16 protein-coding genes are annotated in these 19190 nt (G+C 51.0%); 10 read left to right on the top strand and 6 right to left on the bottom strand.

Features of this window, described 5'->3' with window-relative positions:
- Positions 1-159: 159 nt before the first annotated feature.
- Together ACJHVI_RS04960 and ACJHVI_RS04955 are read right to left on the bottom strand one after the other, a co-directional pair.
- Positions 160-936: a DeoR/GlpR family DNA-binding transcription regulator gene (locus ACJHVI_RS04960; protein WP_483183540.1), complete on the bottom strand. Its 777-nt coding sequence runs from the start codon at positions 934-936 to the stop codon at positions 160-162.
- Positions 937-1095: 159 nt separating this feature from the next.
- Positions 1096-1719, bottom strand: coding sequence for an L-threonylcarbamoyladenylate synthase (locus ACJHVI_RS04955; RefSeq protein WP_483183539.1), 624 nt, complete (start codon positions 1717-1719; stop codon positions 1096-1098).
- Positions 1720-1834: 115 nt separating this feature from the next.
- Here ACJHVI_RS04955 and ACJHVI_RS04950 point away from each other — a divergent pair, with 115 nt between their 5' ends.
- From ACJHVI_RS04950 to ACJHVI_RS04935, 4 genes are all read left to right on the top strand, one after another.
- Positions 1835-2806: an ABC transporter substrate-binding protein gene (locus tag ACJHVI_RS04950; RefSeq protein ID WP_483183537.1), complete on the top strand. Its 972-nt coding sequence runs from the start codon at positions 1835-1837 to the stop codon at positions 2804-2806.
- Positions 2806-3762, top strand: a complete 957-nt coding sequence (locus tag ACJHVI_RS04945) for an ABC transporter substrate-binding protein (protein ID WP_483183536.1) — start codon at positions 2806-2808, stop codon at positions 3760-3762. Before ACJHVI_RS04950 ends, ACJHVI_RS04945 begins: the two co-directional genes overlap by 1 nt.
- A 140-nt stretch (positions 3763-3902) precedes the next feature.
- On the top strand, positions 3903-4805 hold the full coding sequence (locus ACJHVI_RS04940; RefSeq protein ID WP_483183535.1) for an ABC transporter permease: 903 nt from the start codon (positions 3903-3905) through the stop codon (positions 4803-4805).
- Positions 4802-5596 carry an ABC transporter ATP-binding protein gene (locus ACJHVI_RS04935; RefSeq protein WP_483183534.1) on the top strand — a complete coding sequence of 265 codons (795 nt, stop codon included), beginning with the start codon at positions 4802-4804 and terminating at the stop codon, positions 5594-5596. The genes ACJHVI_RS04940 and ACJHVI_RS04935 overlap by 4 nt, the downstream gene beginning before the upstream one ends.
- Before the next feature lie 65 nt (positions 5597-5661).
- Here ACJHVI_RS04935 and ACJHVI_RS04930 read toward each other — a convergent pair whose 3' ends face one another.
- The 3 genes from ACJHVI_RS04930 to ACJHVI_RS04920 are packed head-to-tail and all read right to left on the bottom strand — an operon-like array spanning position 5662 to position 9077.
- On the bottom strand, positions 5662-6159 hold the full coding sequence (locus ACJHVI_RS04930; protein ID WP_483183533.1) for a hypothetical protein: 498 nt from the start codon (positions 6157-6159) through the stop codon (positions 5662-5664).
- A 40-nt stretch (positions 6160-6199) separates the two neighbouring features.
- Positions 6200-8068 carry an FAD-dependent 5-carboxymethylaminomethyl-2-thiouridine(34) oxidoreductase MnmC1 gene (gene mnmC1, locus ACJHVI_RS04925; protein WP_483183532.1) on the bottom strand — a complete coding sequence of 623 codons (1869 nt, stop codon included), beginning with the start codon at positions 8066-8068 and terminating at the stop codon, positions 6200-6202.
- The gene (locus ACJHVI_RS04920; protein ID WP_483183531.1) at positions 8061-9077 is read right to left on the bottom strand and encodes a nitronate monooxygenase; all 1017 of its coding nucleotides are present in this window, start codon (positions 9075-9077) and stop codon (positions 8061-8063) included. The genes mnmC1 and ACJHVI_RS04920 overlap by 8 nt, the downstream gene beginning before the upstream one ends.
- A gap of 174 nt (positions 9078-9251) precedes the next feature.
- On the opposite strand from ACJHVI_RS04920, the gene ACJHVI_RS04915 reads away from it, so the two are divergent.
- The 6 genes from ACJHVI_RS04915 (at position 9252) to cydX (ending at position 17601) form a co-directional block, all read left to right on the top strand.
- Complete coding sequence (locus ACJHVI_RS04915; RefSeq protein ID WP_483183530.1) at positions 9252-11297, top strand: EAL domain-containing protein; 2046 nt, start codon at positions 9252-9254, stop codon at positions 11295-11297.
- Between the two features lie 141 nt (positions 11298-11438).
- A complete protein-coding gene (cydD, locus tag ACJHVI_RS04910) occupies positions 11439-13121 on the top strand; it encodes a thiol reductant ABC exporter subunit CydD (RefSeq protein ID WP_483183529.1) in 1683 nt (560 codons plus the stop codon).
- Entirely contained in the window at positions 13118-14746 is a 1629-nt protein-coding gene (locus ACJHVI_RS04905; protein WP_483183528.1) for an ATP-binding cassette domain-containing protein, read from the top strand. The genes cydD and ACJHVI_RS04905 overlap by 4 nt, the downstream gene beginning before the upstream one ends.
- 17 nt (positions 14747-14763) lie before the next feature.
- A complete protein-coding gene (locus tag ACJHVI_RS04900) occupies positions 14764-16311 on the top strand; it encodes a cytochrome ubiquinol oxidase subunit I (protein ID WP_483183527.1) in 1548 nt (515 codons plus the stop codon).
- A gap of 3 nt (positions 16312-16314) precedes the next feature.
- Positions 16315-17469 carry a cytochrome d ubiquinol oxidase subunit II gene (cydB, locus tag ACJHVI_RS04895; RefSeq protein ID WP_483183526.1) on the top strand — a complete coding sequence of 385 codons (1155 nt, stop codon included), beginning with the start codon at positions 16315-16317 and terminating at the stop codon, positions 17467-17469.
- A 9-nt stretch (positions 17470-17478) separates the two neighbouring features.
- Entirely contained in the window at positions 17479-17601 is a 123-nt protein-coding gene (cydX, locus tag ACJHVI_RS04890; protein WP_483183565.1) for a cytochrome bd-I oxidase subunit CydX, read from the top strand.
- A 217-nt stretch (positions 17602-17818) separates the two neighbouring features.
- On the opposite strand, the gene dcuC is transcribed toward cydX, so the two are convergent.
- Entirely contained in the window at positions 17819-19189 is a 1371-nt protein-coding gene (gene dcuC / locus ACJHVI_RS04885) for a C4-dicarboxylate transporter DcuC (RefSeq protein WP_483183525.1), read from the bottom strand.
- Position 19190: the final 1 nt, after the last annotated feature.

Raw genomic sequence — 19190 nt, 5'->3', positions numbered from 1 at the left:
AATTCCTTATTTCATTGTGCAAAAGCAACGTGTGCGACACACGCTGCGCGCATTTTGTAATAAAAATTAAATTTTTGCTAGTAAAATTTTATCTTCGCACTGAAAATGCAAAGACACTTATGACTGTGAAAGCAAAAAATAGAGGGGTTTTCTCAATACTTAATCCACTTCGATTAATTCCACGTCATTTTCGGCTAAAAAAGCACGGTATTTTGCCGGCACGCCGCGGTTGGTGATGATGGCATCAATGGCTTTGAAGCTGCAGATGGTGCGGAAAGATTTTTGGTCGAATTTGCTGTTGTCGGTCAGTACGAAGACTTGGTCGGCCTGCTCGGTCATTTGGCGGGCGGTGCGCGCGGTCAGTTCGTTGATACTGGTCAGCCCCGAGAGCATGTCAATACCGTCCACACCGATAAAGGCTTTGGCAAAATGGCATTGTTTCAGGTTTTCCTGCGTCATTGCGCCGCCAAATGCCATCACGTCTTTGCGTAGTTCGCCGCCGAGCGAGTAGAGGTTGGTATGGGCATGGGTGCTGAGAATGGAGAGGGCTTCCAAGCTGTTCGCCATGACGTTGATGGGTACGTCGGGCAATTGGCGCACGAATTCCAATGTGGTAGAGCCGTTTGCGATGATGATAGCATCGTCTTGGGTATCGATAAGGTGGCGGGCGGCATAACGACCGACGGCACGTTTGGCATCTAAATGAATATTGGCTTTTTTGCCGCGCAGACGAGCGGAGATAAAGCGGTTGGCGAGAATGGCGCCGCCGTGCTGGCGTTTGGCAATGCCTTGTTCTTGCAGGCTGTCAAGGTCGCGATAGATGGTCATTAAAGATACGTTAAATAACTCTGCAAGCTGTTGTGAGCTGACCACATTATTCGCTTCGAGCATCTGACGGATTTTAGCGCGTCTATCTACGGTCGTTTCTGCTTTCATATTTATCAACCTTTAGAAGAATGTGATTGTGGCTTTATAGTGTAATACTTGTGGATTTGATTTGGAAGTGTTGTGAAAGTAGAAATAAATCAGCAGAGCAAAATTTTTTGCCCGCTGATTGAATAAATCTTAAGCGTTTTCAATTTATTGTTGCTAATATCATTCTTGCTGTAAGCAACTGGTATCGCCCGCGCCTTGCCGCAAAATAAGGGGAGGCATTTCGGTCAAATCGAGGACAGTGCTGGGACGCAAGGGCATTTCGCCGCAATCGACGATGATATCCACCGCATTGATAAAGGCTTTGTCCATATCGTGCAGATTGATGAAGTATTGTTCTTCATCGCTGTTGAGGGAGATACCCATCAGGGCTTCTTGATGTGCGGTGATGATGTTTTGGCAAATGCCGTGTTCGGGAGTGCGGATGCCGATGGTTTTGCGTTTTTCATGTTGCACGAGACGCGGTACTTCTTTGCTTGCCGGCAATATGCAGGTAAAGGCGCCGGGGAAGAGGCGTTTGAGTAGGCGGAATTGCACATTGTCCACACGCGCATATTGCGACAGATGGGTTAAATCGCTGCACATGATGGTAAAGGGATGGTCTTTATCCAGTTCGCGCAATTGGCGGATGCGGTTGCTGGCGTTTTTATCGCCCAGACGGCAGACGAGGGCATAGCCTGTATCGCTGGGAATGACGGCGATTGCGCCGCCGGCGAGGGCATTGCTGATGTTTTGCAGGTCGCGAGGTTTGATAAAACCCGCTTGGCTTTCAATCCATTGGCTCATGTTTGCTTGTCCAAAAACAGTTATTTTACGCTTTTTCCGAGAGGAAGGTTTGCGCTTCTTGCTTGTCGGCATGAATATTTCTGTTTATGCTTGTGTTTTTAACGAGGAGAAAACGATGAAGATTCGCAGACTATTATTAAGCGCCGCCATAGCTTTCAGCGCGGCGGTCATGGCGCAGGAGAAGGCGGCTAAGATTGCCTATAGCCAGATTATCGCGCATCCTGCTTTGGACGAGATTTATGCCGGTATGGTGCAGGGTTTGCAGGAGCACGGCTATGTGGTGGGCAAGAATTTGCACATCGATTATCAGATTGCGCAAGGCGATATGGCAATCAATAATCAGATTGCGCAAAAATTCGTCGGCGATAAGCCGGATGTGATTGTGGCAAGCACCACGCCTTCAGCGCAGGCGGTAATTGCCGCGGCAAAGGGGCGTTTGCCGATTGTGTTCACCGGGATTACCGATCCGATTTCCGCAAAATTGGTGGATAATTTGGAAAAACCGGGCGGTAATGTGACGGGAGTCAAAGAGGCTTTGGCTTATGAGCAGAATGTGGCGACTCTGCACAGTCTGCTGCCTGAGGCAAAGCATATCGGCACGGTGTTTAATCCGGGCGAGGATAATTCCAATGCCAGCAATGTGATGTTGGAAAAAACCATGCAGCCGCGCGGTTTGACTTTGGTTAGCGCGCCGGCAAAAAATACCGGCGAAGTGTTGGATGCAGCGCGTTCCTTGGTGGGCAAGGTCGATGCTTTGCTGATTACTTTGGATAATACCGCGGTCAGCGGTCTGCCTTCTTTGGTACAGGTGGCGGAGCAGCATAAATTGCCTTTGTTCGTATTCGACACTTATTCCGTGCCGATCGGCGCGGCGGTAGGCGTTGGTTATGATGAGTTTGATGTCGGACGTTTAACGGCGGATAAGGTTGCTGCGATTTTGCAAGGCGCCAAAGCGGGCGATTTGCCGGTGGCGGAAGTGGAAAAAAGCCGCATTGTGCTTAATCCCGCGGCGGCAGCGCGTCAAGGTTTGACTTTGCCGCAAAGTTTATTGGAACAGGCTTCTGAAATTGTTAAGGAGAAGAAATAATGTTGAAAAAATCATTGTGTGCCTTATTGGCTTTATGTACATGGCAAAGCTGGGCGGCGGATGTACCGGTGGTGGCGGTCGCGCAGATTGTCGCGCATCCTTCTTTGGATGCGGATTTTAAAGGTTTGGTCGATGCTTTGGCAGAAGCCGGTTATAAAGACGGCGAAACGGTGCAGATTAAACGCGAATTGGCTCAGGGCGATATGGGTATTGCCACGCAAATCGCGCAAAAATTTGTCGGCGAAAAACCGGCGGTATTGGTCGGTATTTCCACACCGTCGGCGCAGAGTTTGGCAGCAGCGGCGCGTGGACGTTTTCCGATTGTGTTTACCGCCGTTACCGATCCTTTGCAGGCAAAATTAGTGGATAATTTAGAAAAACCCGGCAAAAACGTGACAGGTACCAGCGATGCGGTGCCGCTTGAAAAAAATATTGAATTGATTCAGAGCCTCATGCCTGAGGTAAAAACCATCGGTACGGTATTTAATCCGGGCGAGGCGAATTCTGTTGCCGCCGTTGCGGAGCTGGAGCAAATTGTCAGCAGTAAGGGTTTGAAATTACTACAAGCACCGGCAACAAAAACCGGCGAAGTGCTGGATGCCAGCCGCTCTTTGGTAGGCAAAGCGGATGCTTTCTTTATCACGACGGATAATACGGCGGTAACGGCGTTCAGTTCTATCGTGCAAGTGGCGGAAGCAGAAGATATTCCTTTGTTTTCTGCCGATACCGGTTCTGTGGCGGAGGGTGCGATTGCCGCTTTAGGCTTTAGTTTCTATGAAATCGGTCGCGAAACCGGCAAGCAGATTGCCGCGGTCTTAAAAGGCGAGACGATTGGCGATATACCGGTGAAATTTATGCAAAACCCTGAATTGTACTTAAATAAAACGGCAGCAGAAAAAATGGGACTGAGTTTGCGGCAGTCTGTGATTGATAGCGCGGCGCATGTCCTGCCCTAGGCCGCTATCATTTTAAAACAGGATTGCCGCTTGCTTGACCGGATTGAGAGTGTCAAAATAGCGGCAGTTGCCGAATTACCGCCTGCGGGCGGCTTTTCTATTGGCAAGATGTCTAAAATAAACAAGAATTGTGAAGCATTATGTTGAGTTCAACCGCATTTTGGGGCGCGATGGAAACCGGGCTGGTCTATAGCCTTGTGGCTTTTGCGATGTATTTATCTTTTCGCGTGCTGGAGTTCGCGGATTTGACCGTAGAAGGCAGTTTCCCTTTGGGTGCGGCGGTATCGGCAGCCTTGATTTTGCAAGGTTGGCATCCTTGGGCATCGATTGCCGTTGCCGTTATAGCGGGTATGTTTGCCGGCGCGATTACCGGTTTTTTAAATGTACGCCTTAAAATCATGCACCTGCTTGCCTCAATCTTAGTGATGTATGGTTTGTATTCGGTTAATTTGCGGATTATGGGACGCCCGAATCTGCCGCTGTTGGGCGAAGACAGCATTCTCACGCCCTTTTACGAATTGCCGGTGGCATTAGAAATCGTGCCCGTGATTTTGTTTGCTATCGTTCTGACGGTGGTGGGTATTTTGCTGTGGTGGTTTATGAATTCCGAAATCGGTTTGGCGATGCGCGCCACTGGAGCCAATCCGAATATGGCGCGTGCGCAAGGCGTAGCGACAGGTCTGATGGTCATTTTGGGTATTTCTATTGCCAATGGTTTGGCGGCTTTGGCTGGCGGTTTATTCGCCCAAAGTCGTGGTTCTGCCGATGTGACTTTAGGCGTCGGCGTATTGGTCGTCGGCTTGGCTTCCTTAATCGGTGGCGAAGCGGTTTTATCGCCTAAAACGGTTTTGCGTGCTTTATTGGCCTGCGTGATCGGCTCGATTATTTTCCGCCTGGTTATCGCTTTCGCCCTAAGCGGCGGCGACATCGGCTTGCAGCCCGGAGATATTAATTTGATCACTACTGTGCTGATGTTATTAGCGATTAAATTAGGCGATATCCGCAGTTTTACCGCCAAATGTTTGAAGCGGGGGCAGTCATGATTGAAGTACGCGAGATTTATAAAACCTTTAATTCACATACGCCTTTGGAAAATCCCGTCTTGCGCGGCATGTCCTTATCTCTACAGCAAGGCGAGTTTGTAACCGTCATCGGTTCTAATGGGGCCGGCAAATCCACTTTGCTCAATGCCATTTCGGGAGAAATACGCGTGGACAGCGGTGCCGTGCTGATTAACGGTGAAGATGTAAGCAAATTTCCTGCTTATAAACGCAGCGCGCAAGTGGCGCGTGTTTTCCAAGATCCGCTGGCCGGCACCTGCGCCCATCTCAGTATCGAAGAAAATTTGGCTTTGGCAATGAAACGCGGACAAGGACGAGGCTTGGCACGCGCTGTACAGGCACGTTATTTGAGCCAATTTACAGAAGCGTTGGCAGCTCTGAATTTGGGCATCGAACAGCGCTTGAAAGACCGCATGGGCTTGCTTTCGGGCGGACAAAGACAGGCGGTAAGCCTGCTGATGGCCAGTCTGCAACCCTCGGGCATTTTATTGCTGGACGAGCATACCGCCGCCCTTGACCCTAAAACGGCGAATTTTGTCTTGTCTTTAACCCAGCAAATCGTGGCGGAGAAAAGCCTGACAACTTTAATGGTCACGCACAGCATGCGCCAAGCCTTGGATATCGGTAGCCGTACCGTCATGCTGCATCAAGGTCAGGTGGTTTTTGATATTAGCGGCGCTGAACGCGCTTCTTTAGATGTACCGGATTTATTGGCATTGTTTGAAAAACAACGCGGTCAGACCGTAAGCGATGATAGTTTGTTACTGGGTTAAGCTTTCTTATTGATTCAAATAAGCAATACAAAGCAGGGATTAATCCCTGCTTTGTATTGTCTTTTTTAATAACGATGTCTGGGTTTCTCTTCTTGAGTGATTTGGTCATGTCCTTTAATGGAAAGGATTGTAAAATCACCTAGGAGATTGCGTTTTAATTCTATATCAATTTTTCTATTAATTTTAAGTTTATCTTTTATAATAGAAATTTCAATTTGGCTTTTTCCTTTATTAAATGGTAATTCTTCGCTATGCTGATGGGAAATGATCTTAGTATGTACTCGAACAGTGTGAGGCTTTGCACCAGGAATAATATTTTGCTTGTAATAATTACATAGAGAACTTGAATTTGGTTCTATTGTTTTAGTGCTACGGCTGTTGATTGTGTAATTAAAATTAACAATAGTTTCTGCTTGCAGCATATTGCAAAATAATGCAGTGCTTTCTTCATCAGGAAATTGGCTTTTTTTCGCCCAACGCTGAACTGCTCCTTCTGTAAAAGAAAAATAGTTGACGCCTAAATAAAAAGCGATAACACCGACTAGAAAAAGAAAAGATTTCATACGACCTCCATTGTCAAAATGCGCTTATGATAGCAGAAAATCAGTCTGTTGCCTGCTGGCGGCGGATAATGTCGCGAATAAGGGCGCGTGCAGGCAGCAGTTGGCTGATTAATGATTCTTCGATAGGCAGAGGGGTATTAAGCATCATAGCCGCAAGGAGTTCGGCGCCGTAAAAGGCAGTCAGGCAGCCTTTGGAACCAAGTCCCGCATGCAGATACCATGCGCGCGGATATTCGGGATTGGCGCGTATGGGGATATGTTTGTCGAATTGCCATTTGTGATAAGCTTGTTTGAGCGCTTGAGGATTAGGGATTGGTCCGATAAACGGCAGATAATCGCGGCTGCTGGCGCGTACGCCGGCAAAGGCGCTGTCATAATGAGCAGTGTATTGCGGGTAGCTGTCTTGAAAATGTTTGAGCAGCAGCTCGTTATCGGCGCAGCGGATGCTGCCGTCTGCGCAATTGGGCTGGTATGCGGAGCCGATGTAGATTTTTTGTCTGTCTGCAAAGGGCAGGATGCTGTAGTGGGCGCAGGTGGCGGCTTGTTCGAAATGCGGTGTGACGCCTGCGATGCAGGCTTGTCCGCGCAAAGGGCGCAGGTGGCGATGCCAGTCTTGGGGGAGCAAATCATGATGCCAAGCGCCGGCAAAAATGACGCTGTCGTTTTGCCAAGTGTCTAATTGTTTGCGGTCAATGTCTTGCTCGATGAGCCGAATCAGCGAGTGGCGGCTTAGGATGTCTAGCAAAGCCGGTGTATCAATAGTACCGCTGCCGTGCAAGATGAGATGGCGGTCTGCTTCTAAACGGTATTCATCGGGGCTGAAGAGCTGGGCGGCGGCAATTTGTTGGTGGCGTTCGGCAGTGGCATCGTCTTTGGCGCTTAAGACGATGTCTTGCGGATAAAGAAATGCTTGTTCGGGGAATTGTGCGCTCAGTTGGGCAAAAAAGCCTTTGTTGTAGCGCCATGCCGCCAGTTGAAAGCGGCGCATCGGGGTGTCTTCCCGCCCGACTTGCAAGAAGGGAACGGCAATCGGCACTTGGCTGGCGGCAGGACGCTGCGGCGAGTGATAGATTTCTACGGCGATGCCGCGTTTGGCTAATGCCCAAGCGCTTGCCATGCCGGCAAGTCCTGCGCCAATGATTTTAACGCTGTTGTGAGGGTTTATAGGCGGGGCGAGACTTGTCCAATGGGGCGCAGGATTATGATTGGATTGGAGTTCGCCGATCAGCATGTCGCGTTTGCGTCCGAAGCCGCTTTGTTTTTGCAGGCTGAAGCCGACTTGACTGAGTCCGTCGCGGATTTGTCGTGCGACGCTGAAGGTGGCAATGGTGCTGCCAAGACGACTATGGGTGGCAATGGCTTGAAAAATGCGTGGCGACCACATATCGGCGTTTTTACCGGGGGCAAATCCGTCTAAAAACCAAGCGTCAACGCTGCTATGCAGTTCGGGTAAGAGTTCGTTGGCTTCTCCCCATAGTAATAAGAGGTCGATGCGCGGATGCAGATGCAGCCAATGAAAGCCGTGGCGGCAATGTGGGTATTGCTGATAGAGGGCTGCGCGCAGTTCGGGATTTTCCCAGTTTTGATGGATGCGACGCAGGTCTTCTAGTGGAATCGGGTGTTTTTCGCAGCTGATGTAGATGAGGCGGCAGTCATCAGGTGCTTGTTTTAGGAAGCAGTCCGCCGCCAGCAGGCAGTTCATGCCGCTGCCAAAGCCGGTTTCGCCGATGGTGAAATGCGTGTGTCTGCCTAATGCGGCAAATCGTTCGGCAAGACGATTGCCGCGGATAAACACATGTTCGCTTTCGGCAAAGCCTTGTTGCGGATTGAAATAAATATCGCCGTACAGCGTGTTGCGCAGGCTGTTGCTGTCGTATTCAATCTGCGCGTAATCCAGTAGTTTAGCCAAGATAGTGCCGCATTTGCTCGTTGAGGCTGTTTAAGAGCTGATGGAGCGTTGTGGGAAGTTGATTGGCGCTGACGCTCATGCTCAGCGGTTTGGCTTCAGGATATTGTCTGAAATAGTGCTCCATGAAGACTTGGCGCAGCATAGGGTCGAGATAATCCAGATTTGGCGTGTCTGTCTTTATCGGCAGATAACGCAGGGCGCGGTTCGTGAAGCGGTAATCTGTGCGGAAATCGTACTCGCTGCTTTTTCTAAGAACTTCAATTTGTTCGGGGGACAGCGTACATTGCAGCAGCGGGCGGTCAAGCATCACTGCCTGTGCACCGGCAAGCAGAGCGCCGACAATATCGGCGCCGTGGGTGAAATCGCCCCATAAAACAATCGGCAGGGACACATGATTGCGGACTTGCTGCAGGAGCGCCAAAGCGCTTTGTCGTAATTCGGGCAGGGCGTTTTCAAAACGATGCTGCTCGCCGCCGGCTTCGACGCCTTGCAAGACTAAATAATCAATTCCGAAATCGGCAGCGGCAATCGCTTCGGCAACGCTGTGGCAAATAGCGAAGGTGGGAATTTGCTGCGATTGAATAAAGGCGATGGTGTCTTTTTCGGGAATACCGTTGGCAAAACCGATTAGACGCGGCGAAGCTTGTATGGCCGTATCGAGTAAGTCTAAGAAATGATCGTTTTTCGGCAAGGGATAATCGATTTGATATTGATGTGCTAAGTGTTGCAGCTGTCCTTGCGCGTCCTGCGGTATTTGCCAATGCGGGGATTGCGGCAGGCGGTGGCTAAAGCAGATGTCGGGCTGCTGATGATATTCGCCGTATTGCGCGAGGGCGTCTTGTAATTGCCGGCAATTGCCGCTTTCGCCGATGGTGATGATGCCTAAAGCGCCTGCTGCGCTGATTTCTCCCGCCGTCTGCGGACTGACGAGTTCAAAGGGCAGGGGGGCTTGCCAAAGGGGAGTGCGCAAATCCAAGGATTGGGTCAGGACATTGTCTAAAAAAGCCATAGTCGTTCTCTTTATAAGATAATGCGCGGATTATAGCGGTTCTACCGCGACGAATAAACTCGCAGAGAAATTGCGCTCTATGGCAGGGAACGAATTCTGTTATCATAGTCACATTTTTCGTCATGGCTTGCTTTTTGCTTTTGCGCAGCCGTTATTCATTTGAAAGGATTTTTCATGTCAGACCAAAAACAAACCTGTTCTTTGCTCTTTATCAGCCGCGATATGGAATGGTTGAATGCTTTCCAAAAAGGGGTGCAGCGTTTTTTCCTTACGCAAGAGAAAACGGCGGATACGCTTGAAAAAGTGGAAAATGTTTTAAAAGATTATCATGCGGATTTGATTGTCCTGTCGGTGGATGAGAGCTTGCCGAGCATGGATAAAGTCAAGCAGCTTCTGCACCGCTTGGGACGGCATATTCCTGTTTTGACCGTAGCGCCGGATTGGCAAAGCGGCAGCGACGCTTATGTGAAATTAGGGGCGGAATTCGTCAGCGCACGCCGCGATTTGCTGACTGCGATTCGCGCCGTCCAACATGTGATGCGTCTTCATGCCAATGAAGCGGCGATGATTCATGCAGAGCATCATTTGCAGGGGGTGGAACAGCGTTATCAGCGTTTGTTTGATGATTTGCCCGATCCTATTTGCTATTTGCAGGACGGTTTGTTCTTAGATGCCAATCCTGCCTTTTTACGCTTATTCAAAGTCAAAGATAAGGCGGCGCTTGAGTCCTTAACCATTATGAGTTTTGTGCCGCTGAAATCCGAGCGCAATGTGAAGCAATTGATGAAATTAGCAATGGAAAAAGACGTCGTGCCGAGCGAGAAACTCGAATTTCACGATAATGAAGACGGCAAATTAGAGCTTACTGCACAGGTTAGTCAAGTGAAATTCCGCGGCGAAGATGCGGTGCAGATGTATTTGCGCAATGCTAGTGCGGGCGGAGGCGGCGGTGTCGACCCGACCACAGGTTTAGGGGTAGGCAATATTTTAAAAGCTTCTATCACGCAGACCCAAGAGCGTTCGGAAAATCAGTTTTTGGGCGTCTGGATTTATTTATGGCTGGAAAATTACCGCGAAGTCTTGCAAAAAGACGGCTACAAACCTGCTGAAATCTTGATGCACAGCGTGGCGGAAACGGCGCAGCGTTTGCTGCCGCCGTCGACAGAAATGGCGCGATTTACCGACGATGCCCTAGTATTGTGGATTGACGGCGATAAAGAGCAAGCGATTACGCGCGTGAAAAATCTGGTGGCGCATTTAGATGAATTGGTGCCGGAAAACATCGGTCGTCTGATTCATCCGCATACCTTTGCAGGCATGCAGGAAGTGCGTAAAGACAGCATCTATGAAGATTTGATTGCGAAAAGTTTCCGCGCCGTCCGTAGTTTGGCTTTAGGGCAGGGCAAAGATCGTGTGGCGGAACCGGCGGCGGCAGATATGTCGCGTAAAGACGAGCGCCGCCTGAATATGATTAATAAATTGTTAGAAAGCAATAAAATAAATTACCGTTATCAGCCGATTACCATGCTGGAGCCTGACGGTGTGCCGCGTTTTGCCACTCGAATTAATATTTTGGCGACAGCGGAAGAAATGGAAGAAGAATTGGAATTGGATATGATGCTGCAATTGGCTGACCGCTACGGTTTGGGACGGCAGTTGGACCGACTCAAAGTGCGCCAATTCTGTCAGGATGTCTTATCTTATGACGGTGATCAGCGGCATCTGATCGGCTTTTTGTCGCTGACCAATGATACGCTCAATGATGAGGAATTTCCGACATGGCTGGCAAGCCAGCTTCAGCAAACAGGGATTACGCCTCAGCAGATTGTTTTAGAAATCAGCATGGATAGCGCGATCAATGCCTTTAGCGGCACGATGCATATGATAGAAAAAATGCGTCCGCTAGGGGCAAGAGTGGCGATTACCGAAATTGCGCGCTTTGATGAGGAAATTAAAGAAATTTTCGGACGCATCAAACCCGATGTGATTAAGCTGGATATGCGCGAAATCGATACTTTTGAAGAAGATGAAGAAACGCGTTTCATGGAAGCGATTAAGGGTTATGCCGAGGAGCATAATGCTACTTTGATTGTTGACCATATGGAATCGCCGGCACAGTTGTCGCGCGTTTGGCCTTATGATTTGCAAATTCTGCAAGGCGACGGCATCGTACCGCCGCTTGCCAACTTTACTTATGATTTCACCGAGGCGCCGATTTAATTTTCAACACCGCAAAAGCAGCGCAAGCTGCTTTTGTTTTATGATAAAAATTCTGCTAAAACTGATGTTTATCGAAATTTTTTAGCGTTTATCCGACAAAGACCGCTACACTAACCGCGTTTTTCGCCATTGTGAATCTTCATGCCGCGACCGCCTGCCGCTTCTCTGCTTAATGATTTGATACGCCCTTACCGCCGCCGTTTGCGGCCGCCGCTGATATTGGCGATGCTCGGCATGGGCTTATTGATTGTGCAAACGGCATTATTGGCGATAATTTTTGCCGATTGGCTAAATGCCCTTGCCCGCAATCTCCCCCCGCAGGCAGACATTTTGCAGCAGAATGCGCCGTATTTATTGCTGTGTTTCGTGCTGCGTCCCAGCCTGAATTTATTCAAAGACATCTTATTGCAGCGCTTAAGCCTGCTTGTGCGCGGCGATTTGCGCCGCCGCTTATTGGATGCCCTGACAACCCTCGGGCCGGCGCGGGCGCATATCGGCAATGACGGCGCCTTAAGCATGCAAATCTTAGAACAAGTCGATGCCTTGGACGGCTTTATCAGCCGCTTTTATGTGCAAAGCAGAGTCGCCGCGCTCACGCCTTTATTGATTGCGGCGGTGGTGTGCTTCCACAGTCCCTTGGCGGCGGGATTGCTGCTGCTCAGCGCGCCTTTGGTGCCGGTGTTTATGATATTGGTCGGCAGCTTGGCGGCGGAGAAAAGCCGCGAGCAATTGCAGGTCTTGGAACAATTGGGCGGACGTTTTTTAGATTTGCTGCGCGGTTTGCCGACCCTGCGCCGCCTGCGCGCGCAGCAATGGGCGCAGCGGGAAGTGCTGTCTGCCGCCGGTGCCTATCAGCGCAGCAGTATGCGGGTGCTGCGTTTGGCATTTCTATCCGGTGCGGTCTTGGAATTATTTTCCGCCTTAGCCATTGCCTTGGTAGCGGTTTATTTGGGCTTAGGATTATTGGGCATTCTGCCTTGGGCAAAGGGCGAAGTGCCGGTTCCTTATCAAAGCGCCTTATTCATTCTCTTATTGGCGCCGGAATTTTATCTGCCGCTGCGCCAATTGGGCAGCGATTACCATGCCAAAGCGCAAGCCCAAGCGGCGATTGAATCTTTGCAAGGCTTATTGCAAACGCCCGCATTGCCCGAAGCAGACGGTGAAGCACCGCTGACATCGCAGCCGCCGCAAATTCAGCTGCACCATCTCAGCATACGGACGCCTGAGGGTCGCCGGCGGCTCGCCGCCTTATCGGCAGAAATTGCCGCCGCCGAACGCATTGGCGTCATCGGGCGCAGCGGCAGCGGCAAATCCAGTCTTTTAGAAGCGCTGCTCGGCTTTGCCGCCTATCAGGGAGAGATACGGATTAACGGCATCGCGCTCAATACGATTAAACGCAGCGACTGGCAGCAGCACATCGCTTATTTAGCCCAATCGCCCAGCCTGATGCGCGGCAGCATTGCCGCTAATTTGCGCCTCGCCCAAGCCGATGCCGACGATGCCGCCTTACAAGCCGTATTGGAACAAGTCGGCTTATGGAAACTGGTTGCGCGCCTACCACAGGGCATCAATACCTGTTTGGGCGAAAGAGGCAGCGGCTTATCAGGCGGACAGCAGCAGCGTCTTTGTCTCGCGCAATTATTGCTACGCGATGCGCCGCTGTGGCTGATAGACGAGCCCTGCGCCCATTTGGACGCTGAAACCGCCGCAGAAATTTATGCCCTGTTAGGCGAATTGAGTCGGGGCAAAACCCTGATTCTGGTCGGGCACGACATTGGCGGTCTGCCGTGGCTGGACGGCTTAATCGATTTGGAGCGGAGATGAAAGACAATCCTTTGCGGCTGAGAGATTTGTGCCGCCTGCAAAGCGGCAAATGGTTCTTGGCATGGACTTTGGGCGCGATAACGCTGTTTGCCGGTGTGGCTTTGCTTGCCGTTTCAGGCTGGTTTATCAGCGCCGCCGCTTTGGCGGGCTTGACCGCGCTTGCCGGCGTTTTCAGCTTCGACTATTTCCGCCCCGCCGCGATTATCCGCGCTCTGGCGATTGCGCGTACTGCGGGACGCTACGGCGAACGCCTTACTTCGCATGAAGCGGTCTTGGCATTGCTGCGCGATTTGCGCGGACATTTCTTTGCCCGCATCGCCGCCAATCCTCAGCGGCAATTCGTCTCTGTCCATGCCCTGCAAGGATTAAGCAGCGATATCGATTTGCTGGATAATTTACCGCTGCGCTTTTTCATGCCTTGGCTGTGGGCATTGGCACTGCAAGCGCTACTGCTGCTGTGGCTGCTTTGGATTGCGCCTTCTTTGGCGGCTTGGCTGAGCCTGCCCGTATTGCTGGCAGGAATCATTTTGCCTGCCGCAGCCGCTGTACAGGGGCGCGCCCTCGCGTGTGCCGATGCCGATTGGGCGCAGCAGCGGCGCAGTTTATTATTGGAACCCCTGCGTTTACTAACGCCGCTTTTATTATGGCAGCGTTGGGCGGATTGCCGCCGCGACTTTCTTGCCGCCGATGCCGCTTACCGCAGCGCCAAACAACGACAGCAATATTGGGCTTCGCTTTATCAATGGGCGCAACATTGCCTTTTGGCTTTCGCCCTGCTGCTCTTGCTGTGGCAAGCCCTGCCGCTGCTGCAAACGCAAGTCTTAAGCCTGCCGCTGCTGCTGGCGATTGTTTTGGCGCTCTTGGGTTTGACGGAAAGTCTGCAAGCCTTGACGGCGCAATATCTGGCGCTCGGCTTTGCCCTTGCCGCGCGCGACCGCCTCAATGCCTTAGCGTCGCCGCAACGCTCGGGTGCAATTGCCGCGCCGCCTGTCAATGCCGCGCTGAACGAAGCCGAATATCTGATTGCCGAACAGCTTTCCGCCCGCCATGCAGGGGCTTTGAACGGGGTCGAAGATTGCTCTTTCCGCTTGGCGCGCGGTGAAGCCCTGATTGTGTGCGGGCGTTCAGGTGGCGGCAAATCGACTTTGCTCGATGCCTTAGGCGGAGAATTGCCGCTGCTCTTGGGTAGAGTGCGACTGGATGCGCAAGCCTATCATCCCGAATGTAGCAATTATCTGGCGCAACAAGTGGATATTTTCGATTTGAGCTTGGCGGATAATCTGCGCTTGGGTGAGGATTTCAGCGATGAGGCACTGTGGGCGGTCTTGGAAAGCGTCGATTTAGCCGACTGGGCACGGGCGCAGCCGCAAGGTTTGGCGACCGCTTTGGGTGAATACGGCAGCGCCGTATCCGGCGGACAGGCGCGGCGGATTGCCCTTGCCCGACTATTGCTGCGTCCCAAGCCGCTATTATTGCTGGATGAACCTTTTGCCGGACTGGATGAAAACACGCGGCAAAAGCTGTGGCGGCATCTGCGCACGACGCAAAGCAAAGGCTGGCTGATTGTTGCCAGTCATCACTTGCCGGATAATGGCAACATCTTATCGTTGGATAAGCCATTTTAAGCAGAAGAGGAGAATGTATGGACGTTGTCGAGCTGTCGAGACTGCAATTCGCCGTCACGGTGCTGTATCACTTTATTTTCGTGCCGCTGACCTTGGGATTGTCGTGGATTTTAGTGATTATGGAATCGGTCTATGTCATGACCGGCAGAGTGATTTACCGCGATATGGTGCAGTTTTGGGGCAAATTATTCGGCATCAATTTCGCCCTCGGCGTAACCACGGGCATTACGATGGAATTCCAATTCGGCACCAATTGGTCGTATTACTCGCATTATGTTGGTGATATTTTCGGCGCACCGCTGGCATTTGAAGGCTTGATGGCGTTTTTCTTAGAAGCGACCTTGGTCGGCCTGTTTTTCTTCGGTTGGGAAAGAATGTCGCGCCGCCAGCATCTCTTGGTCACGCTGTTCATGGCATTAGGCACCAATTTGTCCGCGCTGTGGATTCTGATTGCCAACGCTTGGATGCAAAACCCTGTGGGCGCGGAATTTAATTTTGAAACCATGCGCATGGAATTAGCGAGCTTCGGCGCGGTCTTTTTCAATCCCGATGCGCAGAATAAATTCGTCCATACCGTCTCCGCCGGCTATGTCGCCGGCTCGATGTTCGTGCTCTCGATTTCCGCTTGGTATCTGCTGAAAAAGCAGGATGTGGAATTTGCGAAAAAAAGTTTCCGCATTGCCGCCGCCTTCGGCTTTGCCTCCATTGCTTCTGTGATTGTTTTAGGTGATGAATCGGGCTATAGCATTGGCAAGGCGCAGGAAACCAAATTAGCCGCGCTGGAAGCGATGTGGGAAACCGAGCCGGCGCCGGCGAGTTTTAATGTGATCGCCATTCCCAATGAGGCGGAAATGAAAAACGATTTCGCCATTCATATCCCCTATCTCATGGGCATTATCGGCACGCGCTCGCTAACGCAGGAAATTCCGGGCATCAAGGAAATCGTGGCGCACAACCGCGAACGCATTGCCTCGGGGCAGCAGGCAGTCATCGCTTTGGAAGCCCTGCGCCGCAATAAACACGATGCGCAGGCAATCGAAATCTTCCAAGCGCATAAACAGGATTTGGGCTTCGGCTTATTGCTCAAGCAATATACCGACGATGTGGCGCAGGCAAGCCCCGACATGATGGACAAAGCGGCGCGCCATTCGGTGCCGAAAGTCTGGTCGATGTTTTGGAGCTTCCGCCTCATGGTCTTGTGCGGCGTCTTGATGCTGCTGCTTTTCAGCCTCAGCCTCTGGCATTCGGTCAAAAACACCTTTACACACAAACCTTGGCTGCTGCGCAGCGCCTTTTATGCCCTGCCGCTGCCGTGGATAGCGATTGAAGCCGGCTGGTTTTTAGCCGAATACGGCCGCCAGCCTTGGACAATTTACGGCGTTTTGCCCACCCATCTCTCGGCATCCTCTCTAACGACGAGGGATTTGTATCTGTCCTTGTCGGGCTTTATCCTGTTTTACACGGTGCTGCTGATAGTGGAAGTCTATTTGATGTGCAAATACGTGCGCCAAGGCCCGGGCTCTTTAGGCACAGGACGTTACGACAAAGAAAGCGGCAAGGAATAAACCATGGACATTATCAATCTTTTCGACTACGCCACCTTGAAATTCCTCTGGTGGCTGTGCATCGGCTTTTTATTAATCGGCTTTGCGATTATGGATGGACACGATATGGGCATCTGCTCGCTCCTGCCCTTTGTGGCAAAAAGCGATGAAGAACGCCGCATCGTCATCAACACCATCGGCGCGCATTGGGAAGGCAATCAAGCTTGGCTGATTACCGGCGGCGGTGCGATATTCGCCGCATGGCCGATGGTTTACGCCGTCGCCTTTTCCGGCTTTTACTGGGCAATGCTGGCGGTTCTGTGGGCGATGTTTTTCCGCCCCGTAGGCTTTAAATATCGCAGCATGATTGCCAATCCGCTTTGGCGGCGCACTTGGGATTGGTGCTTATTTATCGGTTCTTTTGTACCGGCACTCTTATTCGGCGTAGCGATTGGTAATGTCATACTCGGCGTACCCTTCCATTTCGACGCCGATATGCGCATCTTCTACACCGGCTCTTTCTGGGCATTGCTCAATCCTTTTGCCCTGCTATGCGGTCTGCTCTCCGTCGCCATGCTGATCTTACACGGCGGCATCTATTTGATGCACCGCAGTGAAGGTGCGATTTACGCCCGCACCCGCCGCAGCCTGCCCTATTTCCTCTTACTCAGCCTAATCTTATTCAGCCTCGGCGGTATTTGGGTCGCCCATATCCAAGGCTATGCAGCGGCGGCAGGCAGCATCGACCCGCAGGGAATTGCCAATCCGCTGGCCAAAAACGTCAGCCGCATCCAAGGCGCATGGCTGAATAATTATCGGCAATACCCGCTGACAATGCTGATTCCCGCCTTGGCTTATCTCGGCTTTAGCGCCGCATGGCTCTTGGCACGCAAAGACAAAACCTTGTTGGCATTTGCCGCCTCCTCCGTCGGCATCATCGGCGTCATTGCCACCTTTGCCGTCTCGCTCTTTCCCTTTATTTTGCCGAGCAGCAGCGATTTGTCTTCGGGGTTGACCGTCTGGGACGCCACCGCCAGCCACCGCAGTCTCATCGTGATGCTCCTCGCCACCATCGTGATGATGCCGATTGTGATCGCCTACACCTCATGGGCGTTTCGCATCATGAGCGGCAAAGTAACCGCGCGATATCTGCGCGAAAACGACCATAATGCCTATTAGGAGAAAATGATGTGGTATTTTGCATGGATACTCGGACTCGGCTTCGCCGTCTTGCTCGCGATTTTAAACGCCCTATGGGGCGAATTTGAGCAAGACCGCGACAAAGCGTTTAAACAAGAGTCTCAGGACTGAAAATGTATGGCAGATTTATGACAATCAATGGTTGAAAAGCTATTGATTTTTTTGAATAAATATTGTTTTATAGTCGGAGAAGTGAAAAAGTAGCAAGCCGCAGACAGTACAAGAGCGTACGGCAAGGCGAGCCAAGTCCATAATACTTTTTCAATGCTTCGACAGTCGCTAAACATCGGGCGCATCGCAAATAATACGCCCGATGTTTGCCTAAGGCTTAATGATATAAAACAAAAGTGCCGCAAAAGATGGTAATCAATGCTAAAGCCATGGGAATGGCGGTGCGCTTGATCAGTTCAAAGGGCGAAACATTTGCTACCCCTGATACCGCCACGATAACCGCCGTAATCGGCGACATGCTGCGTGCTACCCCTGCGGTTAATTGCATGGGTAATAATATCAAGGCAGGTGCAATGCCTAATCCTGTCGCCACTTTCGGTGCCAAGGCGGCAAAAGCGAAAAACGGTGCATTACCAGAGCCCATTACGATTGCAGACAGCGCAATAATCGCCACCATGATGCCGGTCATGGCAAAAGCGCCCAAATTAGAACCTTGCGCCGAAGATATGATGATGTCGATAGCACCGATAGCGGTCAAGCCTTTGGCAAAGGTTTCGCCTGCCACGATGAGGGTAACCACCGCGGCAAATTGTTTACCCATGCCGTCAAAGAAGACCTGCATTTCCGCAAACACGGTTTTCAAATCGCGTTTTCTTACCAATTCAAACAGCATCGCCGAAAAGAGGCTGATCAGCATAGCGGTAACCACGTTCATTTTGACCGAATCAATCACGAATTTGCTAAAAGTCAGAATCAAAGCCAGCGGCAGGAGCGGCAATAAAATATAGATTGCCGGCGGCGCGGCTTCTTGCGCGCTGTCCTCTGCCAATTCGGGAGCAGATTGATCACCCATCGCGATGTTCTTTTTATCAAAATATTTTTGCACGAAGAAATGCGCGGTTGCGATAACCAGCATGGTTAGGATTGCCAACATAAGCTGATAGCTGAGGAAATATTCCGCAATATCAATACCCGCAGTTTTTGATGCCAAAACGGCATTGCCCGAAGCCGGACCAAGATCCAAACAGGCTGCCGTGCCAATCACAGCGGCAGCCCCCTCGCGGCTAATGCCCAATCTAATCAAAACCGGGAAGATGGTCAGCATCAGCAATAAGCCCAAACCCGATGCGCTGGGGATAAAGACATTTAGGATTTGCCCGATGATATAAGACAATGCCAAAACCAAATAGGGTGCTTTAATCGCATTAAGCGGTTTAATCGCGCAATTGACTAAGGCTTTGCTTGCGCCGATTTTATCCATATAGCGCGCAAAACCGCCTACTGCCATAATCATCAAACCTAAATCGGCGGCACGCGAACTCAATACCGTTTTGATAAATTCAAAAATATCAAACCCCACCCAACCTGTTGATTTCTCCGGCGGCAGAATTTCGCCCAAACCAAGCAGGACGGCGAAACACATCAAAATAATCCCGCCGCAGAGCAAGACAAACTGGGCTTTGTATTTTTTCACGATGAGATAGCCCACGCCCAGCGTTACTATCAAGGCAAGCACTATAGCTAACATA

This window comes from Suttonella sp. (assembly GCF_056855035.1).
The sequence above is the reverse complement of the archived record's forward strand: the minus strand, read 5'-3'. Positions and strand labels throughout refer to the sequence as shown.

What these genes read in the sequence shown, in the direction of transcription:
- ACJHVI_RS04960 (WP_483183540.1), bottom strand. Translation starts at nt 936, where the DNA reads ATGAAAGCAGAAACGACCGTAGATAGACGCGCTAAAATCCGTCAGATG.
- ACJHVI_RS04955 (WP_483183539.1), bottom strand. Translation starts at nt 1,719, where the DNA reads ATGAGCCAATGGATTGAAAGCCAAGCGGGTTTTATCAAACCTCGCGAC.
- ACJHVI_RS04950 (WP_483183537.1), top strand. Translation starts at nt 1,835, where the DNA reads ATGAAGATTCGCAGACTATTATTAAGCGCCGCCATAGCTTTCAGCGCG.
- ACJHVI_RS04945 (WP_483183536.1), top strand. Translation starts at nt 2,806, where the DNA reads ATGTTGAAAAAATCATTGTGTGCCTTATTGGCTTTATGTACATGGCAA.
- ACJHVI_RS04940 (WP_483183535.1), top strand. Translation starts at nt 3,903, where the DNA reads ATGTTGAGTTCAACCGCATTTTGGGGCGCGATGGAAACCGGGCTGGTC.
- ACJHVI_RS04935 (WP_483183534.1), top strand. Translation starts at nt 4,802, where the DNA reads ATGATTGAAGTACGCGAGATTTATAAAACCTTTAATTCACATACGCCT.
- ACJHVI_RS04930 (WP_483183533.1), bottom strand. Translation starts at nt 6,159, where the DNA reads ATGAAATCTTTTCTTTTTCTAGTCGGTGTTATCGCTTTTTATTTAGGC.
- ACJHVI_RS04920 (WP_483183531.1), bottom strand. Translation starts at nt 9,077, where the DNA reads ATGGCTTTTTTAGACAATGTCCTGACCCAATCCTTGGATTTGCGCACT.
- ACJHVI_RS04915 (WP_483183530.1), top strand. Translation starts at nt 9,252, where the DNA reads ATGTCAGACCAAAAACAAACCTGTTCTTTGCTCTTTATCAGCCGCGAT.
- cydD (WP_483183529.1), top strand. Translation starts at nt 11,439, where the DNA reads ATGCCGCGACCGCCTGCCGCTTCTCTGCTTAATGATTTGATACGCCCT.
- ACJHVI_RS04905 (WP_483183528.1), top strand. Translation starts at nt 13,118, where the DNA reads ATGAAAGACAATCCTTTGCGGCTGAGAGATTTGTGCCGCCTGCAAAGC.
- ACJHVI_RS04900 (WP_483183527.1), top strand. Translation starts at nt 14,764, where the DNA reads ATGGACGTTGTCGAGCTGTCGAGACTGCAATTCGCCGTCACGGTGCTG.
- cydB (WP_483183526.1), top strand. Translation starts at nt 16,315, where the DNA reads ATGGACATTATCAATCTTTTCGACTACGCCACCTTGAAATTCCTCTGG.
- cydX (WP_483183565.1), top strand. Translation starts at nt 17,479, where the DNA reads ATGTGGTATTTTGCATGGATACTCGGACTCGGCTTCGCCGTCTTGCTC.
- dcuC (WP_483183525.1), bottom strand. Translation starts at nt 19,189, where the DNA reads ATGTTAGCTATAGTGCTTGCCTTGATAGTAACGCTGGGCGTGGGCTAT.